The 23,041-nt window shown below is 37.9% G+C and carries 21 protein-coding genes and 1 pseudogene; 7 read left to right on the top strand and 15 right to left on the bottom strand.

Going from position 1 to position 23,041, the window contains the following annotated elements:
• Positions 1 to 54: 54 nt before the first annotated feature.
• The 3 genes from rpoC to HXK94_001940 all read right to left on the bottom strand — a co-directional run bounded on the left by rpoC (position 55) and on the right by HXK94_001940 (position 7,431).
• Positions 55 to 3,759, bottom strand: a complete 3,705-nt coding sequence (gene rpoC, locus HXK94_001930; GenBank protein ID QTI96013.1) for a DNA-directed RNA polymerase subunit beta' — start codon at positions 3,757 to 3,759, stop codon at positions 55 to 57.
• Entirely contained in the window at positions 3,760 to 7,104 is a 3,345-nt protein-coding gene (locus HXK94_001935; GenBank protein ID QTI96014.1) for a DNA-directed RNA polymerase subunit beta, read from the bottom strand.
• 183 nt (positions 7,105 to 7,287) lie between these two features.
• Complete coding sequence (locus HXK94_001940; GenBank protein QTI96015.1) at positions 7,288 to 7,431, bottom strand: hypothetical protein; 144 nt, start codon at positions 7,429 to 7,431, stop codon at positions 7,288 to 7,290.
• A gap of 180 nt (positions 7,432 to 7,611) precedes the next feature.
• On the opposite strand from HXK94_001940, the gene HXK94_001945 reads away from it, so the two are divergent.
• Complete coding sequence (locus tag HXK94_001945) at positions 7,612 to 8,229, top strand: hypothetical protein (protein ID QTI96016.1); 618 nt, start codon at positions 7,612 to 7,614, stop codon at positions 8,227 to 8,229.
• 17 nt (positions 8,230 to 8,246) lie between these two features.
• Here HXK94_001945 and HXK94_001950 read toward each other — a convergent pair whose 3' ends face one another.
• Together HXK94_001950 and HXK94_001955 are read right to left on the bottom strand one after the other, a co-directional pair.
• On the bottom strand, positions 8,247 to 8,849 hold the full coding sequence (locus HXK94_001950) for an ATP-dependent Clp protease proteolytic subunit (GenBank protein QTI96017.1): 603 nt from the start codon (positions 8,847 to 8,849) through the stop codon (positions 8,247 to 8,249).
• Between the two features lie 8 nt (positions 8,850 to 8,857).
• Positions 8,858 to 11,344 carry an ATP-dependent Clp protease ATP-binding subunit gene (locus HXK94_001955; protein ID QTI96018.1) on the bottom strand — a complete coding sequence of 829 codons (2,487 nt, stop codon included), beginning with the start codon at positions 11,342 to 11,344 and terminating at the stop codon, positions 8,858 to 8,860.
• Positions 11,345 to 11,467: 123 nt separating this feature from the next.
• Here HXK94_001955 and HXK94_001960 point away from each other — a divergent pair, with 123 nt between their 5' ends.
• The gene (locus tag HXK94_001960) at positions 11,468 to 11,974 is read left to right on the top strand and encodes a methylated-DNA--[protein]-cysteine S-methyltransferase (protein QTI96019.1); all 507 of its coding nucleotides are present in this window, start codon (positions 11,468 to 11,470) and stop codon (positions 11,972 to 11,974) included.
• 32 nt (positions 11,975 to 12,006) lie between these two features.
• Here the strand turns inward: HXK94_001960 and HXK94_001965 are convergent, their stop codons facing one another.
• The 3 genes from HXK94_001965 to HXK94_001975 form a co-directional block, all read right to left on the bottom strand.
• On the bottom strand, positions 12,007 to 12,957 hold the full coding sequence (locus HXK94_001965) for a hypothetical protein (protein ID QTI96020.1): 951 nt from the start codon (positions 12,955 to 12,957) through the stop codon (positions 12,007 to 12,009).
• 102 nt (positions 12,958 to 13,059) lie between these two features.
• Positions 13,060 to 14,256, bottom strand: a complete 1,197-nt coding sequence (gene nusA / locus HXK94_001970) for a transcription termination factor NusA (protein ID QTI96021.1) — start codon at positions 14,254 to 14,256, stop codon at positions 13,060 to 13,062.
• A 127-nt stretch (positions 14,257 to 14,383) separates the two neighbouring features.
• On the bottom strand, positions 14,384 to 14,899 hold the full coding sequence (locus tag HXK94_001975; protein QTI96022.1) for a DUF1653 domain-containing protein: 516 nt from the start codon (positions 14,897 to 14,899) through the stop codon (positions 14,384 to 14,386).
• A gap of 71 nt (positions 14,900 to 14,970) precedes the next feature.
• Here HXK94_001975 and HXK94_001980 point away from each other — a divergent pair.
• The 3 genes and pseudogenes from HXK94_001980 to HXK94_001990 all read left to right on the top strand — a co-directional run bounded on the left by HXK94_001980 (position 14,971) and on the right by HXK94_001990 (position 15,847).
• Positions 14,971 to 15,160: pseudogene (locus tag HXK94_001980) on the top strand (transposase).
• Between the two features lie 178 nt (positions 15,161 to 15,338).
• The gene (locus tag HXK94_001985; GenBank protein ID QTI96023.1) at positions 15,339 to 15,602 is read left to right on the top strand and encodes an SWEET family sugar transporter; all 264 of its coding nucleotides are present in this window, start codon (positions 15,339 to 15,341) and stop codon (positions 15,600 to 15,602) included.
• Positions 15,603 to 15,637: 35 nt separating this feature from the next.
• Positions 15,638 to 15,847 carry a DUF4368 domain-containing protein gene (locus HXK94_001990; protein QTI96024.1) on the top strand — a complete coding sequence of 70 codons (210 nt, stop codon included), beginning with the start codon at positions 15,638 to 15,640 and terminating at the stop codon, positions 15,845 to 15,847.
• A gap of 80 nt (positions 15,848 to 15,927) precedes the next feature.
• Here HXK94_001990 and tig read toward each other — a convergent pair whose 3' ends face one another.
• The 4 genes from tig to HXK94_002010 all read right to left on the bottom strand — a co-directional run bounded on the left by tig (position 15,928) and on the right by HXK94_002010 (position 19,661).
• On the bottom strand, positions 15,928 to 17,208 hold the full coding sequence (gene tig / locus HXK94_001995) for a trigger factor (GenBank protein ID QTI96025.1): 1,281 nt from the start codon (positions 17,206 to 17,208) through the stop codon (positions 15,928 to 15,930).
• Positions 17,209 to 17,271: 63 nt separating this feature from the next.
• Entirely contained in the window at positions 17,272 to 17,445 is a 174-nt protein-coding gene (locus HXK94_002000; protein QTI96026.1) for a hypothetical protein, read from the bottom strand.
• Positions 17,446 to 17,497: 52 nt separating this feature from the next.
• Positions 17,498 to 18,073, bottom strand: a complete 576-nt coding sequence (locus tag HXK94_002005) for a hypothetical protein (protein QTI96027.1) — start codon at positions 18,071 to 18,073, stop codon at positions 17,498 to 17,500.
• Positions 18,063 to 19,661 (bottom strand): FAD-binding oxidoreductase, encoded by a 1,599-nt coding sequence (locus tag HXK94_002010; GenBank protein QTI96028.1) that lies wholly within the window; start codon positions 19,659 to 19,661, stop codon positions 18,063 to 18,065. Before HXK94_002010 ends, HXK94_002005 begins: the two co-directional genes overlap by 11 nt.
• Before the next feature lie 74 nt (positions 19,662 to 19,735).
• Between HXK94_002010 and HXK94_002015 the strand changes: the two genes are divergently transcribed.
• Both HXK94_002015 and rsmD read left to right on the top strand, forming a co-directional pair.
• Positions 19,736 to 20,590 (top strand): hypothetical protein, encoded by an 855-nt coding sequence (locus tag HXK94_002015; protein QTI96029.1) that lies wholly within the window; start codon positions 19,736 to 19,738, stop codon positions 20,588 to 20,590.
• Positions 20,587 to 21,165, top strand: a complete 579-nt coding sequence (gene rsmD, locus HXK94_002020; protein QTI96030.1) for a 16S rRNA (guanine(966)-N(2))-methyltransferase RsmD — start codon at positions 20,587 to 20,589, stop codon at positions 21,163 to 21,165. The genes HXK94_002015 and rsmD overlap by 4 nt, the downstream gene beginning before the upstream one ends.
• A gap of 26 nt (positions 21,166 to 21,191) precedes the next feature.
• On the opposite strand, the gene HXK94_002025 is transcribed toward rsmD, so the two are convergent.
• The 3 genes from HXK94_002025 to rpsL all read right to left on the bottom strand — a co-directional run bounded on the left by HXK94_002025 (position 21,192) and on the right by rpsL (position 22,865).
• Positions 21,192 to 21,860: a DUF1211 domain-containing protein gene (locus HXK94_002025; GenBank protein ID QTI96031.1), complete on the bottom strand. Its 669-nt coding sequence runs from the start codon at positions 21,858 to 21,860 to the stop codon at positions 21,192 to 21,194.
• Positions 21,861 to 21,972: 112 nt separating this feature from the next.
• The gene (rpsG, locus tag HXK94_002030) at positions 21,973 to 22,452 is read right to left on the bottom strand and encodes a 30S ribosomal protein S7 (GenBank protein ID QTI96032.1); all 480 of its coding nucleotides are present in this window, start codon (positions 22,450 to 22,452) and stop codon (positions 21,973 to 21,975) included.
• A gap of 2 nt (positions 22,453 to 22,454) precedes the next feature.
• On the bottom strand, positions 22,455 to 22,865 hold the full coding sequence (rpsL, locus tag HXK94_002035; GenBank protein ID QTI96033.1) for a 30S ribosomal protein S12: 411 nt from the start codon (positions 22,863 to 22,865) through the stop codon (positions 22,455 to 22,457).
• Between the last annotated feature and the right edge of the window lie 176 nt (positions 22,866 to 23,041).

Below are 23,041 nucleotides of genomic sequence, written 5' to 3' on the forward strand. Positions count from 1 at the left end.
TTATTTTTTTAGGCAAATTAAAACACTGGCGATTAAACCAGTGTTTTAGTATTTTTACTCTTCTACAGAAGAATCATTTGTTTCATTTTCAGAATCTAAATCTTCATTGATTTCGAATTTTTCTTCATGAGCTCGAGCGCCAGTTCCAACAGGAATCTTGCGTCCGATAATCACGTTTTCTTTCAAACCATGAAGTTTATCAACTCGTCCAGAAGTTGCTGCGTTAATCAATACACTTGTTGTGTTTTGGAACGAAGCAGCCGATAGGAAGCTATCACTAAAGATTGAAACTTTCGTAATTCCAAGAAGTTGTTGCTTGAATTCAGCAGGCTTTTTACCTTGAGCTACAAGAAGTTTGTTTGCTTCAACAACCGCAGCTTTCGAAACTACATCACCGATAATAAATGATGAATCGCCAGCGTCTTCAATTTGAACTCGGCTAAACATTTGTCGAACGATGATCTCAAGGTGTTTTGAAGCAATATCTTGACCTTGAGCTGCGTAAATTCGCAAGATTTCGTTCATAATGTATCGTTGAGTTTCTTCAACACCCTTGAACTTCATCAAATCTCGAAGATTCAATGAACCAATAGTTAGGCGATCACCCGCTCGAACAATATCGTTTTTCGAAACAGCAAGAGCCGCAACATTTGGGATTTCATATTTTACAGGATGAGCTTCACTATCTTCAGTCTCTTGAGGTGTGATCTGAACAATGTTCATGTTTCCATCTTCCCAGATATCAACTACACCTGAGACTTCTGTCATATAAGCTTGACCTTTAGGAGATCGAGCTTCAAGAAGCTCTTGAACACGAGGCAAACCTTGAGAAATCGCACCAGATCCAGCAACACCAGAGCTGTGGAATGTGTTCAAAGTTAGCTGTGTACCAGGCTCACCAACAGACTGAGCGGCGATCACACCAACTGGTTCTGCAGGTTTAACAAGAAGTCCTGTTGCCATATCAATTCCATAAGATTTTTGTGGAATTCCCGCAAGATCTGGAGTTGAAAGCACGCTTTGAATTTTAACTTCTTTAATGTTTTCATCTTTTTCGATCGCATCGGCAATTTCCCGTGTGATAAGCTTATCTGCTTCAATATAGCCAGGAACAGCTTCGGCAGTAAATCGACCATAGAGACGATCGCTGAACGGAATCATTGTTTCTTGACTTTCAGAACGATAAATCGCAAATCCAGGATCAACTTCAGATGAATTATCCGCTACAGAGAAGACATCTTGAGCAACATCAACGAGACGACGTGTTAGATATCCAGAGTCGGCAGTCTTAAGCGCAGTTGAGATCAATCCCTGACGCGCACCACGAGTGGCCACGAAAGCTTCAAGTGAGCTCATTCCGTGTGTGTAGTTTGAGCGAATTGGAAGCTCAATTTCACGGTTTGTTGCGTCCACCATAATTCCAGTCAAACCGGCAGCAAGACGAATATTTGTTGCGCTACCACGAGAACCAGACACAGCCATCAATCCAACCGGAGAGTCAGCACCTTGGTGCTCAACTCGCTCAGAAATCTCATCAGAAACTTCATCAATAACTTTGTGCCAGTTTTCAATAATCAAGTTGTATCGCTCTTGGTCTGTTAACAAACCTTGATCGTATTGTTCTTGAATCAATGTTGTTTTTGCATCACCGTTAGCGATAATTTCTGGAATCTTTTCACTTTCGTAAACTGTGTAGTCTTCTTTACCAATCGACAATCCTGATTTTGTTACAAATCGGAATGACAAACCTTTAATTTTATCGGCAATTTTCACGGTCATTTCAGCACCATAACGCGCAAAAACATCTGCCAAAATCTTATTGATTTGTTTTTTAGTTTGTGGATTATTATCGTATGGGTAATCTTCTGGTAGAAGCTCATTAAAGAACACTCGACCAAGAGTTGTGTTTCGAATTTCACCTTTTACAAAAACTCGAATTGGTGTTTGAAGTGCAATAGCGCCTTTATCATAAGCCATTTCTGCTTCGAAAACATTTGCGAAAGGTCGTGGTTTCTTATTCATTTCAGAATGTTTGTCGTAGGTAATGTAGTAATTTCCGTAAACAACATCCTGGTCGACAGAAAGAACCGGTTGACCATCTGCAGGTTTCAAAAGGTTGTGAGAAATACTCATCAAGTCACGAGCTTCAGCTTGAGCGGCGTCAGAAAGTGGCAAGTGAACAGCCATCTGGTCTCCATCGTAGTCGGCGTTAAATCCGTTAGCTACAAGTGGGTGAAGTTGAATCGCTTTTCCTTCAACAAGTTTTGGCTGGAAGGCCTGAATTGAAAGTCGGTGCAATGATGGAGCACGGTTCAAAAGAATGTATTTTCCTTCAACAACGGCATCCAAAGCATCCCAAACTTCAGCTTCTCGCGCATCAATTAATCGAGTTGCTGAACGAATATTGTGTGCGTATTCTTTTTCAATCAACCATGAGATAACGAAAGGCTTAAACAATTCTAGCGCCATTTGTGTTGGTAGACCACATTGATGAGCTTTCAAAGTTGGTCCAACAACGATCACAGAACGACCGGAGTAGTCAACACGTTTTCCAAGCAAGTTTTGACGGAATCGACCTTGCTTACCCTTTAGCATATCGCTCAAAGATTTAAGCTTGCGGCGTCCACCAGCTGTGCTTACAGAACGACCACTTCGAGAAGCATTGTTATCAATCAATGAATCTACAGCCTCTTGGAGCATTCGCATTTCGTTTCGCTTAATCACCATTGGCGCATTAAGTTCGATCAATTTCTTCAAACGATTGTTTCGGTTAATTACTCGGCGATACAAATCGTTTAAGTCTGAAGTCGCAAATCGACCACCTGTCAATTGAACCATAGGTCGCAAATCTGGTGGAATCACTGGAAGAACAGTTAGGCATAGACTTCCTGGTTTAATTCCAGCATTTTTCATACCTTCGATTGTTTTTAGACGTTTAAGAATTTTCTTCTCTCGTTGACCTTTAGCCTTTTCAGCTTCAGCTTCAAGTTTTTCGATAAGTTCATCAATGTTGATTTCATCAAGCAAAGTCTTAATTGCTTCACCACCCATTCCAACTTCGATAATCTCTTCATATTCTTCGGGAAGGTTGCGATAATCAGTTTCACTCATCAATGAGCCTTTAACAAAACTATCGAGTTGACTTTTCTTCAAAGTGTAATTTGAGTTTAACTCTTCAATTTCCTTAGTTTGAGCTTCAGCTAACGACTTAATGTCGGCGCCATCTTTTTCAGCTTCTTTTTCGTAACGAATTTGGATCGCCATTCGCGCTGCTTTATCTTCAGCGTCAAGGTCTGCAAGCATTTGATCGCGTTTTTCTTCGTCAACGTTAAGAATTACATAGCTAGCAAAATAAACAACACGCTCAATGTTTTTGACTGTCATTCCAAGAAGAAGACTCATTGCACTTGGAGCACCACGCATAAACCAAATATGTGCAACTGGAGCAGCCAATGCAATGTGACCCATTCGTTCACGACGAACAATCGCTTTCGTAACTAACTCACCATTCTTATCAACAGCAGCTTCACGAGAACGAACACCTTTTAATTTGTTGTCGTAAGGGTTAATATCTTTAGTTGGTCCAAAGATTTTTTCACAAAACAAACCATCGCGCTCAGGTTTTTGAGTTCGATAATTAATTGTTTCTGGCTTCGTTACTTCGCCGTAAGACCAGCCCAAAATGTCTTCTGGGCTAGCAACTGCGAGGCGAACTGCGTCAAAATCAGCAATCTGGTTCGTATTCACCACTTTCGCCATTTACGCTTCCTCCTTATTTTCTTCAATTTCGTCAATATCTTGAATGTTCATGCTGTCTTCGAATTCACCATCAGATTCATCTCGAACAGTTTCAATGTTTTCATCTTCTTCGAAAGTTGAACTTTCACCATCCTTATTTCGTTCTGCAAGAATTTCATCAGCATCAATGCTTGAGGCATGTCGATCGAGCAAGTCAACTCGAAGACCAAGACCTTGAAGCTCTTTCACAAGAACGTTGAATGATTCTGGCAATTTTGGACCAACAATCTCGCTATGCTTAATGATACTCTCATAAGCTTTTGAACGACCAACAACATCGTCAGACTTAATTGTGAGCATTTCCTGAAGCATATTAGCAGCACCATAAGCCTCAAGTGCCCAAACTTCCATTTCTCCAAATCGCTGACCACCGTTTTGAGCTTTACCACCCAAAGGCTGTTGTGTCACCATTGTGTATGGACCAGTTGATCGGGCGTGAATCTTGTCTGCAACCAAGTGGTGAAGTTTGATCATGTGCATAAATCCAACGGTTGTGCGTTGTTCGAACGGTTCACCAGTTCGACCATCAAACAATTGAACTTTTCCATCGCGAGCAACACCAGCAGCTTCAAGTTCATCGCTCAAAGTTTCAGCATCAACACCATCATATGAAGGAGTTGCAACTCGATATCCTTGAGTTTTTGCAGCCATTCCAAGGTGAACTTCGAAAAGCTGACCAAGGTTCATACGTGAAGGCACACCAAGTGGCGACAAAATAACATCAATCGGAGTTCCGTCTTCCATGAATGGCATGTCGGCTTCTGGTAAGATTTTCGCAACAACACCTTTGTTTCCGTGTCGTCCAGCCATCTTGTCTCCAACCATAATTTTTCGAGCCTCAGCAACGAAAATCTGAATTTGTTGAAGAACACCAGCGCGCATTTCGTGTCCATTTTCTCGAGAGAAGATTTTCACACCGATAACTTTTCCTGAACCAGTATTTTTCATGCGAGTTGATGTATCACGAACATCTTTTGCTTTTTCACCGAAGATAGCACGCAAAAGTCGCTCTTCGCTTGAAAGTTCTTGCTCACCTTTTGGAGTAATCTTTCCAACAAGCACATCACCTGGTTTAACTTCTGAACCAATTTGAACAATTCCGTTTTCATCCAAGTGTCGCAAGCTATATTCACTAGCGTTTGGAATATCACGAGTTACAACCTCTGGTCCAAGTTTAGTTTCTCGAACTTCAACCATGTAATCTTTAATATTGATATTTGTAAGCGTATCTGCTTTAACAAGACGATCAGAAATAATCACAGCGTCGTCCATATTGAAACCACCCCAAGACATAAACGCTACGCGAAGATCACGACCAAGTGCAATTTCTCCATTCTTAATACTTGCACCTTCAACTAAGATATCACCTTTTTTAACTTTTTGACCACGTGAAACTACAACTTTCTGGTTATAGCATCGATCGTCAGCAGTCTTTTGGAAATGTTTTAGTTCATATTTAACAACACCAGTTGAATACTTAACTTCAACAACAACAGCATCAGCACGAACAACCTCACCATCATCTTCAGCAACAATAATTTGGCTTAGATTTCGAGCGATATCAGCTTCAACACCGGTTCCCACGGTTGGAGCTTCAGTCCAAAGAAGTGGCACAGCCTGTTTCTGCATGGCTGAACCTGTTAACGCACGGTCAATTCGGTCGCGCTCTGCAAAAGGAATCAACGAAGCCGCAGCACCAAGAACTTGTCGGTGAACTGCGTCCATAAATGTAACTTCGCTAGCATTAACCTGTGATGGAATAAGATTTTTTCGGGCTGAAACTTGCGCTTCAACAAAGCTTCCATCTTCATTCAATTTCGAACCAGCGTCGGCGATAATTTCACGCATTTCGTGATCTGCATCAAGATATACAACTTCATTTGTGACTTTTCCATCTTTAACACGAAGATATGGAGCTTCAATAAAGCCATATTCGTTAATTCGGGCAAATGTTGCAAGGTTTGTCACAAGACCAACGTTTCCACCTTCTGGTGTTTCCACAAGACAAATTCGTCCGTAGTGAGTTGGGTGGCTGTCACGAACTTCAAGACCGGCACGATCCCGAGTCACACCTCCAGGACCCATTGAGCTCAAACGACGTTTGTGTGAAAGTTCTGAAAGCGGGTTAGTTTCATCCATAACCTGCGCAAGCTGTGAACCGGCAAAGAATTCACGCACTGCAGCAACAACTGGTCGGGCATTAACCAATTGTCCAGGAGTTACAGTTTCGATATCTGTCATTGACATTCGATCCATGGCATTTCGTTGCATTCGAAGCATACCAACACGGAATTGTCGAGCAACAAGCTCACCAACCAATTTTACTCGACGGTTATCAAGACTATCGATATCATCAACTTTACCTTGAGTATTGTTTAGGCGGATAATTTCTTTAATAATCTCGAAAAGATCTTCCATCTGGAAAGAACGATTTTCAGCTGTGTTTGGAGTTTCAAGATTTAATCGTTTATTAATCTTATAACGTCCAACACGACCATAATCAAATCGTTTAAAGTCGAAGAACATTCGCTCAATCATATTTCGAGCGTTCTCAATAGTCGCCAAATCTCCTGGGCGAAGACGACGATAAACTTCAATTAAAGCAGTTGACGGGCTTGAAGTTTGATCTTTTTCAAGAGTTGAATCGATAAATTTAATATCACCAGTATCAACATCTGCAAAAGTGTTTCGAATTTCAGCATTTGTCATGCGACCAAGTGCACGCAAGAAAGTTGTAACTGGAAGTTTTCGACGACGGTCGATTTTTACGTAAATTACACCTTTGTTATCTGTTTCAAACTCTAGCCATGCGCCACGAACTGGGATAACTTTTGCACCATAATAATTCTTTCCATCATTTCCAGTTTCAGCATTAAAGTAAACACCTTCAGAACGAATCAACTGAGAAACAATTACACGCTCAGTTCCGTTAATAATGAAAGTACCTTGGTTAGTCATCCAAGGGTAATCACCAAGATAGATTTCTTGCTCTTTAACTTCACCGGTAACTTTGTTTGTAAGCTCAACTTGAACGTGAAGTGGAGCTTCGAAAGTTAGGTTATTTTCTTTTGCAAAATCTTTTGTAGTTTTTGGATCTTGAAAATTATAGCTCTTAAAACGCAAAGCTAATTTTTGACCGGTGTAATCATCGATCGGGTTAATTTCTTCAAAGATCTCACTCAAACCATTATCGACAAAATCCTTCCAAGATTCTTTTTGGTGAGCGATTAAATCTGGGGTTTCAAGAACGACGTCTTCTTTAGAAAAGAAAGCGCGCCCTACAGCATTAAAGTGCTTTTTTGCCATTTTTCTCCTCGCATTTAAAGTGTTATTAGAATCGGCCCGAAGATTCCCCGTCTATGACTTTCGAAATTTTGCCATCAATTTCGAAGTATTTTTTCCCACAGACACACTACTTCTTGTAGCCCATTCTAACATATTTATCAAAAAAAATCAATAAAAAAACCACTTAAAAAGTGGTTATACAAATTACATTCGAGGTACTAAGGAGGCTGTTTCCTCTACTTTTAGAGCTGCTTGCTCTCCTTCAATCATTTCTCGATTTTTCTTTTCGCTAATCACTTCAGAATTAGCATGCTTAATTACTTCAGTCATTCTCTTTACTACTGTCATAATTTCACCCCCTACATTTTTTTGCTCGAAAGCTTAAATATTCTACACCTTTTTCAATAAAAAGTCAACCCTTATTGATTTTTTATTGAATTTATGGTATTATATAGTTGTTAAATAATTATTTATGCACCTTGAAATTTTGCTTTTAGCTGTTTTTTGAGTGCATTAGAAGGACTTAAAATGAAGAAAAAATATGTCTTTTTAGTGCTCTTCGTAGCGCTATTTTCGTTTTCAACATACTCTACTACAAGTAGAGCTTTTGCGCAAGAACGCAAAAATAACACCACTCAAGTTAGCTTCAAAGACTATTTCGAAAAAGGTAAATCTTTCTCGAAAGATAAGTGGGGCAAATTTAAGAAAAACAGAGATGAATATTTCGCTGAGCCGTTTGAAGCAAAAGGGTTAACCTTTACAGATGTAAATGGCCAAAAAATTGATAAAGTATACTTTTCAATCTCAACGAAATTAAGAATTCACCCGTTGATTAAGCTCGTAGACGAAGATGGAAAGGATATCACAAATTGTGCCTACGATGCACAAAGCACAGGATCTGAATTCAGATTCATTGATATTATCGGCCGCTCTCGTGCGGAAACTCCTTATGCTGCAGGCGTAAATATTTTATTGCCAAATGGGCAATATTATGTTTTGGCACAGCGTATCCCTAAGAGTGGAGATAATTCAGAAGAACAAATTTGGCCTGTCCCTGTTTCAAAAACAGAATGGAATCGACTAAAAGCTCTGAAAAAATCCGCCATTGGCGAAAAAGTTACACCAATTGACGGATATAGCTATTAATAGTCTCGTTCGCGAGGCTATTTTTCTTGTTTAATTATTTTATCAACCAAACCGTATTCAACAGCTTCTTCAGCACTCATCCAATAATCTCGCTCCATATCATTTTTGAGCTTTTCGAAATCCTGACCAGTGTTTTTCGAAAGAATTTTCGCAAGCTTCTCCTTTAAAAGTAGCCCTTCGCGCAAATCAATTTCTTGATCGGTAATTTTTCCGCGCGTACCACTTGAAGGCTGGTGAATCATCACTCGAGCGTTTGGTAGTACTGCACGTTTACCTTTTGCACCCGCCGAAAGCAAAAATGCACCCATTGAAGCCTGCAAGCCAATCCCTATCGTTTGAACATCAGGCTTAATAAAATTCATCGTATCGTAAATCGCCAAACCATCATACACACTCCCGCCTGGGCTATTTATATAAAGCTTAATATCTTCGTCTGGGTTTTCATACGCTAAATGAAGAAGTTGCGCCACCACAACATTTGCCGTATGCGAATTTACCTCTTCACCCAAAAAAATCACACGCTCATTTAGAAGCCGCGAATAAATATCAAACGCACGCTCGCCTCTATTTGTTTCTTCAACTACAGTTGGCACTAAATAGCTTTTTAAATTATCTTTCATATTTCTCCTTATTCTTTCGAAATTTCAATCTTAATTTCGCCCTTTCGCATAGCCGCAATAAATTGGGTTCCTTCTGGTGGATTTTTGTCTAAGATTTCTTCAGCCAAAGGGCATTCAAGTAGATCCTCAATTGTTCGCCGAAGCGGTCTTACGCCATTTTTACTATCATAACCCTTTTCGATAATCCTATCTTTAACAGCTTTTCGAACTTTTAAGTTCAAACCTTTTCTCAACAAACGATTGTTTAAATCAGCTAGAAGTAATTCAAAGATTTGACCAATTTCCTTTTTCGAAAGCGGCTTGAATGTAATTATTCCATCAAAACGATTTAAGAGCTCGGGTTTTAAGAATTTCGAAAGCGCTTTTTTAGTTAATTTCTTGTTTTTAGAGTGGCTTTTTTCTAACGAATTTTCCGCTTCAAAACCGAGTGAATTTTCACGCATAATTTCATTCGCACCAAGATTACTTGTTAATATAATCACTGTATTTTTAAATGAAACTTTTCGGCCTTGCGAATCCGTCAATTCACCATCTTCTAAAAGCTGTAAAAGCAAGTTAAAAACATCAGGATGCGCTTTCTCAATCTCATCAAAAAGCACTACAGAATATGGCTGTCGGCGAATTTTTTCGGTTAAAGTTCCACCCTCTCCGTAGCCAACATAGCCAGCAGGCGCGCCTAAAAGCTGCGAAGTTTTATGCTTTTCGCCAAACTCGCTCATATCGATTTTAATCAATGATTTCGAACCGCCAAAAACTTCCTCGGCAAGCTGGCGCGAAAGTTCAGTTTTTCCGACACCACTTGGACCAAGAAAAATAAACGAACCAATTGGGCGATTTTCATCCGATAGCCCAGACTTATTACGCCGAATCGCTTTCGAAATTTGCTCAATCGCCTCACTTTGCCCAATCACCTTTTTCGAAAGATGCTTTTCGAGATTTTTTAGGACTTTTGCTTGATTTTTCGAAATCTTCCGCACGGGAATATTTGTTTTAAGTGAAATCGCCTTCGCAACCAAATCACTTGTTAAGATCATTTTTTTCGTTTTACTGCGTCTCTTTTTCTCTTCAGTAATCTTTTTTTCAAGCTGCAAAATTCGTGATTCATAAATTGGAACCAAATCTTTTTCACTAAATTCAGCTATCATTTTCTTCTTTTTTAGTTCGTCAATTTCATGCAAATAATTGACAATTTTATTCGAATGTAGAGAATTTTTGCTTACAAGCAACGCGCTAGCTTCATCTAAAGTATCAATCGCTTTATCTGGCATTTGGCGATCAAAAACATACCGCGCGCTCATATCAACAATTTCGCTTAAAATTTCATCAGAAATCACAACGCCGTGATATTTTTCATATTTTTCACGCAAACCTTTAAGAATTTCAAGCGTATCTTTTAAGCTCGGTTCATCAACTCGAATAGACTGAAAACGTCGAGTTAATGCAGAATCCTTTTCTATTGTTTTCTTGTATTCGTCAAAAGTTGTCGCACCAATTAACTTGATTCTACCTCGAGCAAGCGCCGGTTTCAAAATATTTGCCGCATCCATTGCACCATCCGCCGAACCAGTTCCTGTTAACAAGTGTATTTCATCGATAAATGCAATAATTTCTTGATGTTTTTCAAGCGCACTAATTACATTCTTCAAGCGCTCCTCAAACTGGCCTCGGAATTTCGTACCAGCCAACATTCCCGCAAGATCAATTTCGAAAATCTTTTTATTCACTAACTGATGTGGAACTTTTCCGCTCGCAATTTTTTGCGCCAAAAGTTCAACTACTGCCGTTTTTCCAACACCCGCCTCACCAATCAAAACTGGGTTTGATTTTGTGCGCCTTAATAAAATTGTAATCAACCGCTGTACTTCAATTTCTCGACCAATAACCGGATCAAGCTCACCATCTTTGGCTTTTTGAGTTAAATCTTCACCAAATTTTTTCAAAAGTGTTATTTCTCGCCCACTTTGCTGTTTTGGAATTGTTTCAGTTTCTGTTATCGAATTAAAAACATTCCTAATATTATCATCAGCGCCTTCATTTGCCATTTCTTCATCCAAAATCGCTGAAAGCCCCTCGACATCTGTTCCAATTTTTCGAAGCATCACCTGAAGTTGTAAGTTTTTCTGTTTAATTATCGAAAAAAGAAGATTTTTAGTAGTAATTTCTTCAGAATTACCAGAAACCAAACTTGCCATTTTTATCGCAAAAGCCGCTCGATCGGTTAAAATTCTCATATTTGGATCTTCTGGCGCAGGTATTCTATGTTTCGAAAGCGGGCTTTCAACTAAAAAATCATATACATTTTCAAACTTTAAATTGTGGCGATATGCTAAAAGCGTCGCTGAAGATTCGCGATTATCCAGAATTCCCAACAAAACGTGCTCAATTCCAATATAGCCCGTTTTAAATTCACGCGAATAAAACTCCGCACGCTCCAGACTTTTTTGTGCGTTTTCGCTCATTCTTGCAATAATTTCTTGAAAATCTTCAGGATTCATACTCTTATTATACCACATCTTAGCAACCTAATACTTAAACGACTTACCTCTTTTTATTTTTTGATACAGTTTTGGAGCTTATTTGACTTTTATTCTTTTTTTGTATATAATTACTGTATTAAAATGTGTGAACTGAAATTATCTAAAATTCAAACCCCTTTGGGTGAAATGATTGCAATTGCGAATGAAGACGCATTAGTTTTTTTGGAATTTCAAGACAACGATAATTTCGAAAAAGATCTTGAGCAAATTAAAGATTTTTTCGAAACAACTGAAATTCCTGAAGGCGAAAATTTGCCTATAAAACAAATTCGCGCCGAACTTGAAGATTATTTCAAACACCCTTTTGCCGGCTTTCAAACACCTATCGAGATGATTGGCACAGATTTTCAAAAACAAGTTTGGGAAGAAATTCGAAACGTTCGATCAGGCTCAACTACAACTTATTCAGAAATTGCCGAAAAAATCGAAAATCCAAATGCAATCCGCGCAGTTGGTAATGCTCTAAACGCCAATAAACTTTCAATAATTATTCCTTGTCATCGAGTTCTCACTAAAGACATGGATTTTGGCGGCTACAATAGCGGACAAAATCGCAAAAGCTGGCTACTTCAACATGAAGGAATTTAAAAAACGCTCATTACTGAGCGTTTATTTTTTTACTAGAGGCTTTCGATATCTTCACTTCTTTCTTCGAGGTCTTCAGTAAATTTTACCCCATCTTCTCCCAACATCATCATTGTAGCAATCGTTAGAGCATAGTCATAACAATTCCCAATATCGCAATACAATCCGTTAATTCGAACTGCATAGAATTTCATTCCATCATTCATTGCATTTTGTACAGGAATCTGATACATCAACTCACCGTTTCCGTCAAAATTTTCCGCATAATCACTCATATATTTAATGAGTTCATTTTCGAAAATTGCTCCACGAACACTTGCGAGCTCGCTTTTAGCCTTTTCAAAACCTGGTTTTTCGTCGATTTTTTCAACTTCTAAAACCAAATTATCGTTTTTGTCTCGCGGACGATGAATGATTTCACCCACAACAATTGCATATTTTCCATACTCATCGTCGTTCCGCACTTGCTTAACCGGCAGAATGCTTCCGCCAAACTTCTCGTAAGCTTCGAAGATTTGCTCGAATTCATTTTTACCAACTGTTGCAAAGTTGTCGTCTGGGAAAAAGTAAGCAAAATCGCTTTCACCGATGAAATCAATAACTTCAGGTGTGCTGAGTGGAGCTTGATTACCATAGAATTCGCAATCTTGTTGGATAAATTTCGCCGGAGCTAAAAATTCAACCTGTTCAACTTTTTCAGCAAAATCATGTTTACCCTTGCTTCGAAGCTCTTCAACAATTGCTTTTTTACTTTCGAAAACACTTTTTATTGAAGTTTTTTCAGGGCTAATAACAATCGCAACGTTCTTTGTGAGTATTCCAGCCTGAACCAGCTTCTTCATCAAAACCACAATTGAATTTTGTAGGTAGCCCTCAAAGGGTATTGGTAGTAATTCTTTGGCAACTTCTGTGGTTGCTGGTAATGCACGCGTACCATTTCCTGCTGCAGGAATGATAACTTTCAATTCTTCACGTTTCTTTCGCATATCTAAATGCCTCCTTTTTTAAGTACTTTGGTTGCCCAAAGCCAATGTAACAATTATAACATAAGAAAAGCTAGCAGTCAACCCCTGCTAGCTTTCAAGGTTTTATTGATCTTCACCACCAAACTTTTCCCGATCACTTTCGTCACCATCAAGATTTTCAACAACTTCACTCTCAGTTGCCTCGTTTAAAGCGTTAAACAATCCATCTTCAACATTTCCACGAGTTTTCTTTTCAGCGGGTTTAGCAAGCTCAATATCAAGCTCATACCCAGTTAATCGACTTGCAAGACGAACATTTTGACCTGCACGACCAATCGCAATACTTTGTTGATCTTCATTAACAAGCACTGTTGCACGTTTTTTCTCATTTTCGCCAGTAGGTTTGATTTGAACTTCAATAACCTCGGCTGGGTTTAGAGCTTCACGAATAAATTCACTTGGGTTTTCACTCCATGTAATAATATCGATTTTTTCGCGCTCACCAATCTCATTCATAACCGATTGAACACGTACTCCACGACTACCAACGAATGTTCCAACTGGATCAACGCCACTCATCATTGAGCGAACAGCCATTTTTGTTCGACGACCAGCCTCACGAGCAATTCCCACAATTTCAACCATTCCAGTTTCAAGCTCAGGAACCTCTTGCTCAAAAAGATTTTCAACAAATTTAGCATCTGCACGAGAAAGAATTAATTCTGGCGCACGACCTTCACGCTCAATCTCTTTAATCAAAACTTTAACTCGTTGACCAACACTAAAGTATTCACCGTTGATTTGTTCACGAAGTGGCATAACTCCAGTCGCTTTACCAAGATCAATTCGAACAAATCGTTGGTCAATTTTCGAAACAGATCCACTTACAATCGTACCAACCTTATCTTCATATTCCTCAAGAATGATTTCACGTTCAGCTTCACGAAGCCGTTGCAACACAACTTGTTTTGCAGTTTGTGCAGCAACTCGACCGAAAGTTTCAACAGGAAATTTCTCTTCAACAATTTCACCAACTTCAGCATTTGGATCAAGTTCTTTTGCATCTTCAAGCGAAATTTCGTTATTAATATTGTAAGCTTCCTCACCATCAACAACTTCATATTGAACAAAAACTTCCGCATCACCAGTTTCAGTATTAAGCTCAGCACGAACATTCTGGTCGCGATTTCCGTTCTCGCGGCGCCAAGCGGCAGCGATTGCCATTTCAATAACTTCTAGAACTTTTTCTTCAGGCAAGTTCTTTTCAGCAGCAATGTTTTTTGCAGCTAACATCATTTGTTTAACATTCAAATCTTCCATTTTATCCTTTCAAAACATTTTCTTATGAAAAATGCCGACCCGCTGGCCGACTACTTTTTAATTTTATCACAACCGGAACATTTCGTCAAGAACAAAAAAATAAAAGCCTGCAAAATTTGCAAGCTTTTTAGTCCACCAACTGAAATCTTCCATCAGTAAATGTTTCTATCGGGCGTGACCAGATTTCTTCTTCACCAATTTTTTGGTAATTCACCAATTTCTCGTCATGATCTGTATGTTGAGAAATGTTTTTAACAATAAATTCCTCACCACCATAATGTCTATATTTACCTCCAACCTTAACCTCTTTGATCGGCTTAAAAACATTATACCCAAGAGATTCTTGAATTGTTTTAATAAGAATATTCTTAACTTTTTCATCTAAACACTCTAGGTCTACAAGTTCATTATTTTCTATCAAAAAACTAAATGAAATCCTTGGTCTATTACTCCTCTTTCCAGGCAATAAAATCCCAATACAATCAAGCTTTGAGTCGATAACCGCATGACCAATCCGAAGATTGTAATAAATTATACCCAGCCAGTTTATCTCTTTTATCGAAAGAATTATCCTTTTGTAAACCGGTGCTACATTTTGAAGGCTGGGCGATTTATTTTCAATTGCTTCTTCTAAAGAAACCATTTTCTTCACCTCCTAAGGTACTAAACTCATCCCATTATATTTTATTTTCAATTTAAAAACAAGCTCTTTAGAATGTCGCTGTTTTTCATAAGAGATGCTTAGAAGCTAACTACTCTGTTTCATTCCTTGACGGAACCTATCTTCCGTTAAGACATGGAACCGTTAGTAAAGAATGTATTCATATCGCACTTGGCATTACACCAGAAGGACAGAAGGTTGTTCTTGGATATGAAATCACCCCAAACGAAAAACAATGCTTGTTAGTCCACCCTGTTAGACAGATTTCAAAGTCAACGCATCCATAAATGGTTTGGCTAATGTTCTGACACACTTGAAAGCTTATTTGATTAACACTCCGTAAAACTCTACTAGAGTGTTTATACAAAATTATTGACAGTATCTTTTTCTTTCTGATATAATAAACCTCAGGAGGTATTATATGTCTAAACAAAAAATTAATCGCTTTGTCGGATCTATTGGAGCTTTTATTGGGATCCTTGTCTTTATTGCATATGTTCCACAAATTATCGCTAACCTGCAAGGAGTAAAAGCTCAACCGTTCCAACCACTATTCGCAGCAGTTTCTTGTTTAATTTGGGTAATCTATGGTTGGACAAAAGAACCTAAAAAAGATTGGATCCTCATTATTCCTAATGCAGCGGGAGTGATATTAGGCGGTTTAACTTTTATTACTTCTTTATAAAAATTATATAAACAAAACCAGCAACTTCATAAAAGTTGCTGGTTTTTCTGCTGGTCGTAGGAATTAAGCCTATTTCCAAATATACAAAGCTACCAGAATTAGCCGTTGAGATAGTGAATGAGCTGATTGATAAGATTGTGATTCATAAACTAACTGGCACGAAACACAATCGTACTATCCAAATTTACGTTTATTACAATTTCATCGAAAAACTAGATAAGGAAAAAGCGAGCCAAACGACTTGACTCGCTAATATTAACCCATTTAGCTAAACTGCTATTGTCAGGTCAGCCGATTGAGCTTGTTTTTTATTGTATATATTCAATTAAGAGTTTAATTTAACCAACAAATCAATTGTTTTTTCGGTCAAAATTTGATTTGCCAAATTACGGCGAACATCGTCAGAAGAAAGTTGTTTTACAACTTCTTTACTGTTACCATATTGTTCTTTTAGTTGAGCGATTCGAGCATCAAGTTCATCTACACTAGATTGAATTTTTTCAACTTTCGAAAGCTCAGCTAAAGCTAAACCAGATTTAACTCGAGATTCGGCAACAGCTTTAACATCATTTTCTAGCCACTCTTCGCGAGTTTTATTCATTCGCTTAAGGTAATCATCTAAAGATAGGCCTGAATACATCAAGTTTTGTTGCATATCCATTTCGATACTTTGTTTTTGATCTTCAAGCAAAATTTCAGGAACAGGAACTTTCGAAACTTCAGCAAGCTTCTTTACAAGTTCATCTTTAAATTTGTCATCAGTTTCGGCTTGTTTTTGAGTTTTAAGATCTTCTTTGATTTGCTTTTCAAAATCTTCTTTAGTTTTAAATTCGCCTAATTTTGAAAGGAATTCTTCATTGATTTCAGGCAAAACATTCTCACGAACTTCATGAATTTTAACTTCAAATACAACTTTTGCTCCAGCCAAATCTTTTGCGTGGTAATCTTTAGGGAATTTCAAATCAAGAGAAAGTTCATCGCCCGCTTTTTTACCAATCAGTCCTTCTTCGAAGCCAGGAATGAATGATTTTGAACCAAGCTCAAGTGGGAACTTTTCGGCTTTTCCACCATCAAAAGCTACACCATCTTTTTTACCCAAGAAATCGATAACAACTTCATCGCCTTCTTTAGCAGCGCGCTTAACTTTTTTCTTTTCAGCAAAATTCTTCAAAATTTGGTCGATTGTTTCGTTGACTTCTTTCTGGCTAACTGAAACTTTTTCTTTTTTAACCTTTAAGTTTTTATAGTCGCCCAATTCAACTTTCGGCATAATCTCTGAAGTTGCCGTAAATTCAAGTTCTGTTCCAGGGACAAATTTTTTAACATCAACCTCAGGCCGATTAATCGCCTGAATTTTTTCCTTCAAAAAGGCTTCAGCGACAGCTTTCGAAAGTGCATTTTCGATAATTTCTTGACCAAGAACGTTTTGATCAACTTGTGCTGCAACCATTTCAAGAGGTGCTTTACCCTTTCGAAATCCTTCAATTTTAACTTCTTTTGCAAGCTTAGTTAACGCAACTTGCTCAGCAGCTTTTAATTCTTCAACTCCAAGAGAAATTGTAAGCTCAACTTTTACGTCTGAAATATTCTTTACTTTTGTCTTCATACACCTTTATTATAACATACCCTATTTTTTAAAGCAAAAAAGAGCGCCGAAACGCCCGAAATACTAGTCGCGATAATCCCATTGACGAGTAACTACAATACTTATAGGAAGTGAAAGCATTGCAACAATCCCAAGGAAACTACCATTTACAAGAAAATACCTTGCAGAAAAAATATCGCACAAAATTATGAAAGTTACAAGAATATGTATTAAAATATCCTTTTTCGATTTTGCCATAAAGAACACACCCCGTTTCTAATTTGATATTTAATAGTATATCATCAGAAACTTACTTTGTCAAATAATTTTGTCGAACAAATTCATACATCAAAATACCGCTAGCCACACCAACGTTAACACTTCTAGTTGATCCAAATTGCTCAATAGCAACCATTTCTTTGCAAGCTTCAACCATTTCTTTCGAAAGCCCATCACTTTCATTGCCAAACACTAAAATCGAACCTTTTTCTAACTCAATCTCGTTTAGTTTTTTTGAACCTTTTTGATTATCAACCGCAATTAACTTTAGATTATTCTGTTTTGCCCAATTTATAAATTCCATAACTGTTTTGTGGTGAAAAATATTCATATAGGCTTCTGTTTTCATTGCCCCTCGGCGATTCCAATGCCGGCGGCCAATAATATGAATCCCTGCCGCGTTGAAGGCGTTCGCATTTCGTGCAATGGTACCAATATTAAAATCATGTTGAAAATTCTCAATCGCAACATGAAAATCATGACGCGAACGGTCAAGGTCATCTTTAATCTCCGCAACAGACAAGCCCTTGTACTTATCTATAACATTTCGAGTATCATTTTGGACAGTCAAGCCCTCGCCTGTTTCAAAATTTGGTCTATTTTCCATTTTGAATAGATTTAACTAACTCTTTTGTATCTGGGCGACCTTTTACTCCAGGGTTTAAAATATGCATTGGGTCGAAAATATCTTTAATTTGCAAGTAAATATTTTCTACTTCTTCGCCTACATTTCTCGCCACGAAGTGACCGTAAATTCTCCCCTCACCAGCACCGTACGCAAATTCGCCGTCAACTTTAGCTAGCAAAGCACCTAAATCAGCAACAAATCGTAATGCTTTTTGTCGGTCGGTAACTTTCGAAAAATCAAATTCTGCGAGAATTTCAAATACAGAAGTTAAGGCTGAGCCTTGAATAGGCGCCGGAATACTGTATTGCAAAGCTAGTTTTTGAAGACCTAAATAAAACGCCTCAAACCTTTCCATAGGCACATAAACACCTTGAATTGGGTAAATTTCTTGTTTTATAACGCCACTTCTTGCACGTAAAATTTCGCGAACATCCCGAATCGACTCCATTTCAGCTTTCGAAAATTCATCATCACCAGGAATCCAGACTGTTGAACCTTCAAAATTAGTTGAAATCTTTTGGATTTTATTCATTTTTGAAAGAATCTTTTTTGCCGTTTTATCCGTAATTCCAACCACAACAACCAGTTTCGTAGCTAATTTTTGTGAATTTCTATCTAAATAAAATTGATATTTTTTGCCCGAAGCTACAGCAGCTTCAAACATTTTTCCATCATAGAGCTCAACAATATCTGGGTTAAATTTTGCAATCTCATCATTAAAATCTCGTGCATCATCACGATTCGAAAAACCAACAACCATAAAATTGGTTTCGTTAGTTATATATTCTGTTTTAATTCGTGCCTCCGTTATAACGCCAAGAGTTCCAAGGGAGCCGAAAAATAGCGGAATTAGGTTAAAAGTTCCATCCTCATTTTTTACGTTAGCAATCCCAGAATATCCAAAGCTAGAATCTTTGTCTATTTTCTGAATTAAACTGTAATTATCTTCAATTAATGCATCAATTTTACGATAAATCTCGCCCTCAAAGCTAGAAAGAGCAGTCTTTTCACTCAATTCTTTACGCGAAATTTTACCTATATTAATAATATCACCGTTACTTAAAACGACTTCAAGTTCTTCGATAAAATCAACCAATTCACCGTAATTATATTTTTCCGCAGGTAAATTCATTGCAATCGCACCACCAACAGTTAACCGTTCTCCTGCGGGACTTTGCGGAATATCCATCGCCTGAGATGCTATTGCGAGTTTTAATTTTTGAAAATTAGCACCAGCTTGAACTTGAACCGTCTTTGAGCGTAAATCAAGCTCCTTAATTTTATCAAGATGGCGAGAAATATCAAGAACAATACCTTTTCCAATCGAAGATCCATCAGTACTTCCACCATAACCACGTGCAGTTACGCCAAAAATATAATCCTTCTCGGCCAACTGCCAAGAAAAGCGCATAATCTTTTGAATATCCTCATTGAATCTTGGGTAGACCACTAAATCTGGCTTAATTTTAAGAAAGCTACGATCTGTCGAAAATTGTTTTAGTCTAGTCTCGCGAGCCGAAACCTCTCCGATAATATGTCCATTTAAGTATTTTGCAATTTTACTCATTAGCCCCATTTTAACACAAGCAAAATAAAAATTCAACTTTTGATTTTTAGCTTAAAAAATGCTAAAATTTATACATGTATTCAAGAGCAACCCCTTTTCAAAAAGCCGACAAAATCGCCGGAACTCATCAAAAAATTGATCGAGCAGCACGCTTAACACTTCGAAAGATCCTTTCGAAAAATCCAACTTTTTCAAAAGTTCATTTTCCGAAAATTGACGAAATATTAGTTTTTGAAGGAAACGGTGGTCCAGACGGTATTAAAACAAAATCTCCAGGAAAAGACGAACCTTGGCATTTCGTTGAGCCTTATGGTGATTTAACACCCATAAAAACCTATGTCGAAAATCACCTATTTAATCTTTCCAAGGCACTTTCTGAAAAAAATTACGTGCGAGCAAGTTTTGAGGCTGGATGGATGGCTCATGCGATTACTGACGCTTTAACGCCTGCACATCAATACCCAATGACCGATAAGATCATTGAAATTTCTGGTAAAAAACCTGAAGAACGAGATAAAATAATTAAAAAAATGTTTCTTTCTGGAAAGAATTGGCGAGAAAGGCTTCTTAATAACTGGGAATATATCGGACCTAAAGGTGTTATGAGTTCGCATATGTTGTATGAAATGGGCGTAGCGACAATGATAACCTCTATCGCAGCAAAAAAAATCACAAATGACCCAACCGAAGAAGAAATTTCTCGCGTGTTAAATGGTGATTTTATGGAAGTTTTTGAAGAAAAAATAAAATGGGTTGCTGATCAGAAATATTACGAAACCTACCTTGAAAAAGGATGGACAACATCTCTTGCGCGCAATACGAAGTCTATATTACTACCCGAGATTTCAAAAATAGTCGCCCTTGGATGGTTTGAGGGTATTCGACGCGCTTCAGTTAAGGATTTCGAAAACTCAAGGAGCAAAAAATGAACATCCGCTTAATTTCAGGAATTTTTAAAAACCACAAAATTACTGCTCCAAATTCACGACAAACCCACCCAATGAGTGAGCGCGCAAGAAATGCAATTTTTAACGCAATCCAGCAAAGAATCCCCAACGCCGAAGTCCTTGATGCTTTTGCAGGAACTGGAGCTTTAGGACTTGAAGCAGTTTCACGCGGATCAAAAAAGGTCGTTTTTATCGAAAAAAGCCGTTCAGCTCAAAAGATACTTTCCGAAAACCTAAAAATTACAGAAAAAAATTCAAATGCTGGCGAAACTAAATTAATTCGCGCAAGCGTTTCAAGCTGGCTAAACTCAACTAAATCTCAATTCCATCTTGGTGAAATTGAAGAGATACCAAGTTTTGATATTATTTTTGCAGATCCGCCATACTACGACCCTCAATTTCCAACGATCAAGAATCTTTGCAAAAGGTTAAAGACCGACGGGATCCTAATTTTATCACAGCCTAAAGAGCTTGAAAATTTCGAATCTAAAGAGCTAGTTCTAGTTAACGAAAAACTTTATTCAGGTGCAAAAATACTATTCTTCAAAGCAAAATAATAACCCTCCTTCAAGGGTTATTATTTTTACATATCTCTTTCAAGTTCTTCTCTTTCGTCTTCAAAAACAGTAAATAATGAAATTACTACGGGTAGAACAATTAAGAAGAAAATTTCAACTTGCGGTAAAAAAATTGAGATAAAAGCGATTATTGCAATCCATACCACCATCACACCCGTATGCAAAAGATGGTATTTTCGTTGAATTCTACGATTCTCTCCATGAAAAAAGCCTGCATTATCACCAGATGCACTCGCAGTAATCCAACGAGTTGCAAGATCTGTAAGTAGATAAATCATCGCATAGCCAAATGCTGGAAGCACCTCGTTTGGCGAAGAAAGCACCCAACGCATGAAAAGCGGAATTAACGACATAAAAAACATATACATCATATTCTTCCAAATAAAGCTATTTGTTACTCTATCCACTTTATCTAAAATATGGTGATGTCTGTTCCACTGAATACCAACAATAATAAAACTTGCAAAATAAATTAAAATCGAAAAGCCAAACTTGTGCAATTCCGTTAAGCTATTTGAAGAAGTTGGTAATTTAATCTCAAGAACCATCAAAGTAATAATAATAGCCGTTGCTCCATCTATTAGTCCAACCAACCTATCCTTTGAAATCTTTCCACCATGGTAAATTTTATGTATTCGGCCTAATCGCCTATATGCATTTCTAGTCCTATCCATCTTTTCCTTTCTCGGGATAATTATAACATGTTTTACTTATTTTTTCAAAATGCTTATATTTTATAGGCAAAATAAAACCGCCCCTTCAGAAAAGCAAGCGGTTTTATACTGATTATCCTCGTGCAAAGTGAGCAAAAGCACGGTTAGCTTCTGCCATCTTATGAGTATCTTCTTTCTTTTTGAAAGCTGCACCAGTTTCATTATAAGCATCAACAATTTCAAGTGCTAAACGTTGACTGTAAGGCATTCCGCTTCGTGCTCGAGCTGCTTGAACTAGCCAGCTAAAAGCAAAGTGAAGTTGTCGGTGTCCTTGAACTGGGAACGGAATCTGATAGTTAGCACCACCAACGCGTCGAGATTTAACTTCAAATGCTGGTGAAATATTTTTCAAAGCCTTTTCAAAGATCTCTAATGGATCTTCACTATCAAGTTTTTTGGCTGCAGTTTCAAGTGCTTTATAAACAGCTTTTTCGGCAACAAGTTTTTTACCGTCAAGCATAGATTTGTTGATCAATCTTTGAACCAAAACTGATTGGTATCGTCGGTCTGGTTTTAGTTCTCGTTGTAACTTCTTGGTAACTTTTCGGGGCATCTTTATTTCTCCTTCTTCGCACCGTATTTTGAACGGCCTTGTTTACGATCTGAAACACCTTGAAGGTCTAGTGCACCGCGTACGATGTGATATCGCACACCTGGAAGGTCAGGCACACGTCCACCGCGAACCAAAACTACGGCGTGCTCTTGAAGGTTGTGACCTTCACCACCAATGTAAGCCCATACTTCATAACCATTTGTCAAGCGAACACGTGCAACTTTTCGGAGCGCTGAGTTAGGCTTTTTAGGTGTCTTTGTTGTAACTTTAACACAAACTCCACGTTTTAGAGGTGCGTTTTGTGCATAATATTTAGTTTTTAGCGCATTATGGATTCGTCCAAGTGCTGGCGATTTTGATTTTTTCGCAGCAGTCTTTCGAGGTTTTCGCACTAACTGATTGATTGTTGGCATCAATTCTCCCTTAAATTATTTAATATTTCACTTCCCAAAAGTTGATAAATCTTTTAAAAAGTGCCTCATATTTTTCGAAACAGCATTTTCGAAAAATGTCTTTACCTTTTTAGCTGAACTCCTTAACACACAAATTCATTCACTAAAAAGAGGAAACTCACTAAGTATTTTACCAA

This window comes from Candidatus Nanogingivalaceae bacterium, assembly GCA_015257795.3.
Lineage (GTDB): Bacteria > Patescibacteriota > Saccharimonadia > Saccharimonadales > Saccharimonadaceae > Nanogingivalis.